Below are 3,265 nucleotides of genomic sequence, written 5' to 3'. Positions count from 1 at the left end.
TAGCGCTGGTCACCGGCGGTTCGCGCGGCCTCGGCTTGCAAATGGCCGAGGCGTTAGGTGAAATGGGCGCCAAGGTCGCGTTGACCGCGCGCAAGGCGGATGAGCTCGACCAGGCTGCGGCGCATCTTAAATCCGCTCTTGGGATCACCGCGGTGCCGCTGGTGTGCGACATGTCCAACACGGCCGCCATCGCGCCTGCGGTCGAGCAAGCGATCGCGGCGCTGGGTCCCATCGATATCCTGGTGAACAACGCCGGGACCACTTGGGGCGCAGCGACGCTTGAGCATCCGTTGGAGGCCTGGCACAAGGTCATCAATCTGAACTTGACCGCGATGTTCGTCACGTGCCAGGAAGTCGGCAGGCGGAGCATGGTGCCGCGCCGCCGCGGCAAGGTAATCAACATTGCCTCGATCCTGGGCGTTGTCGGTGGCGGCGATCCCGGCCGGCCGGCGACCATCGCCTACAACACAAGCAAAGGCGGTGTCGTCAATTTCACGCGCTCGCTCGCGGCTGAGTGGGCGCAATACAACATCAATGTCAACGCGATCGCCCCCGGTTTTTTTCCCACCAAAATGACCAAGGGCGTTCTGGAGCTCGTTGGAAACGAAGCGGCCGAGAAGGCGCCGCTGAAGCGTCTGGGAGGCCCGGAGGACTTGAAGGGCCTGGTCGCGCTGTTTGCTTCCGACGCTTGCTCGTTCATCACTGGACAGATCGTCGCTGTCGACGGTGGCGTTACCGCCATCTAACGCAAACATTTGCAACCGGCAACGGAACGAGCCGCAATGGAAATAGCACAAGCGCTCGGCCGCACCATTCCGTTTGCGAGCCATCTCGGCGTAAGGTTGAAAGAGAAGGGCGGCGGCCGCGCGGTGTTAGAGCTCGATCTGCGCCCCGAATTGATGAACAGCTATGAAGCCGCGCATGGCGGTGTGGTCATGACGTTGCTCGACATCGCGATGGCATTGGCCGCGCGCACGCTCGACGCGACGGCCAACGGCGCGATTACCGTCGAAATGAAGGCGAGCTTCATCGGAACCGGTCAAGGAACACTGATCGCCGAAGGTCGCTGCCTTCATCTGGGCCGACAAGTCGCGTTTTGCGAAGGCGACGCGCGCGACCAAGCGGGCAAATTGGTCGCCAAGGCCAGCGGCACGTTCATGCTGCGCCATGATCGCCGCGGGCCCGTCGAAGCGGTGCCGCGGAAAGGGTGAAACGACTTTTCGCATGGGCCATTTCGACGATTACCTGGGAACGCGCCCGGTTGCGGACGCGCATCGCTTCGATGTCGTTGCGCTCGAGCGCTACTTACGCGCCCACGTCGAAGGCTTCAGCGGCTCGCTCAAGGTCGAGCAGTTCAAGGGTGGCCAGTCGAATCCGACGTTCAAGCTCACAGCCGGGGGAAAATCGTACGTTCTACGGCGCAAACCCTCCGGCGTGCTCTTACCTTCCGCGCACGCCGTCGATCGCGAGTATCGAGTGATCTCGGCACTCGCGGGCTCGGCCGTGCCGGTGCCGCGGACCTACTGCCTGTGCACCGACGATACGGTGATCGGCACGATGTTCTACATCATGGACTGGGTCGACGGCCGGATATTGTGGGACCCGCAGTTACCGGGCATGGCGCCAGCTGAACGGCGCGGAATATTCGCCGAGATGAACCGCGTTATCGCGGCGCTCCACTGTGTCGATTTCGCCGCCATCGGTCTTGCCAATTACGGCCGGCCCGGCAACTATTTCGCGCGACAGATCGATCGCTGGAGCAAGCAGTACAAAGCGTCGGAAACGGAGAAGATCGACGCGATGGACAATCTCATCGCCTGGTTGCCGCAGAACATTCCGGCCCACGAGGCGACCTCGATCGTCCATGGCGATTACCGCATTGACAACATGATCTTTCACGCCACTGAGCCACGAGTGCTGGCGGTGCTCGACTGGGAGCTGTCGACCCTTGGTCACCCGATGGCGGACTTCTCCTACCACATGATGACGTGGCGGCTCTCGTCAGTCGAATTCCGCGGCTTGCGCGGTTGCGATCTTGCGGCGCTTGGCATTCCCACCGAGGATGAGTATTTGGACATGTACTTGCGCCGCACCGGGGTCGCGGCCAAGCCGAGCGCCAAGGACTGGAGCTTCTGCCTCGCCTACAACATGTTCCGCATGGCTGCGATTTTCCAGGGCGTCATGGCGCGTGCGGTCGCCGGCAATGCCGCAAGTGAGCTCGCACTGGAGACCGGCCGACGCGCGCGGCCCATGGCAGAACTCGGTTGGAAGCAGGTCGAGCAGATGCACGCCGCAGACTAAAACGCTGATTGCGAAGGATGGTCATGGACTTCGAGTACTCCCCGAAGGTGCGGCAGTTGCAGGCGAAGCTTGCGACCTTCATGGACGAGCACATCTATCCTAACGAACACCGATTCGACGCCGAGGTCGCCGCGGGCGAGCGCTGGCAGCCCACGCGAGTCATCGAGGAGCTGAAAGCTGCGGCCAAGGCGGCCGGTTTGTGGAATCTCTTCCTGCCGGAATCGACGCGAGGCGCGGGACTCAGCAACTCCGAATACGCGCCCCTTTGCGAAATCATGGGCCGCGTGCACTGGGCGCCGGAGGTGTTCAATTGTGGGGCACCCGACACCGGCAACATGGAAGTGCTGGAGCGCTACGGCAGCGCGGAGCAGAAAACGCAGTGGCTCGAACCGTTGCTCGCAGGCACGATACGTTCGGCTTTCACGATGACCGAGCCCGGCGTTGCTTCATCCGACGCAACCAACATCCAGAGTTCGATCGCGCGCGATGGCGGCGACTACGTCATCAACGGCCGTAAGTGGTGGGCGTCGGGTGCCGGCGATCCGCGCTGCAAGCTCTTCATCTTCATGGGCAAGACCGATGTCCAAGCCTCGAAGCACAGCCAGCAATCGATGATCCTCGTCCCGCGCGACACGCCGGGCGTGAACATCTTGCGGTATTTGCCGGTATTCGGCTTCGACGACGCACCGCATGGGCACATGGAAATCGATTTCGTCGAAGTACGCGTCCCCGTCGCAAACATTTTGCTGGGCGAGGGGAGGGGCTTCGAAATCGCGCAAGGACGCCTTGGCCCCGGACGCATCCACCACTGCATGCGTCTGGTCGGCGTCGCGGAGCGCGCGCTGGAGAAAATGTGCGCGCGGGCGAAGGCGCGGGTCGCGTTCGGCAAGCCGCTGGCGGAGCAGACGGTGACGCTCGAGCGGATCGCCGAGGCGCGCATCATGATCGATCAGGCGCGGCTCTT

Annotated in this window: 4 protein-coding genes; all 4 read left to right on the top strand. The window is 62.8% G+C overall.

Annotated features, from left to right (window positions below):
- The first annotated feature begins 41 nt into the window (after positions 1-41).
- Entirely contained in the window at positions 42-746 is a 705-nt protein-coding gene (locus H0V78_06245; GenBank protein MBA2351381.1) for an SDR family oxidoreductase, read from the top strand.
- A gap of 36 nt (positions 747-782) precedes the next feature.
- Complete coding sequence (locus H0V78_06240; protein MBA2351380.1) at positions 783-1,211, top strand: PaaI family thioesterase; 429 nt, start codon at positions 783-785, stop codon at positions 1,209-1,211.
- Between the two features lie 13 nt (positions 1,212-1,224).
- Positions 1,225-2,301 (top strand): phosphotransferase, encoded by a 1,077-nt coding sequence (locus H0V78_06235; GenBank protein ID MBA2351379.1) that lies wholly within the window; start codon positions 1,225-1,227, stop codon positions 2,299-2,301.
- 23 nt (positions 2,302-2,324) lie between these two features.
- On the top strand, positions 2,325-3,265 hold a 941-nt coding region (locus H0V78_06230; protein MBA2351378.1), incomplete at its 3' end, for an acyl-CoA dehydrogenase family protein.

This window comes from Burkholderiales bacterium, from assembly GCA_013695435.1.
Taxonomy (GTDB): domain Bacteria; phylum Pseudomonadota; class Gammaproteobacteria; order Burkholderiales; family JACMKV01; genus JACMKV01.
This window is presented reverse-complemented; position numbering and strand designations above follow the sequence as displayed.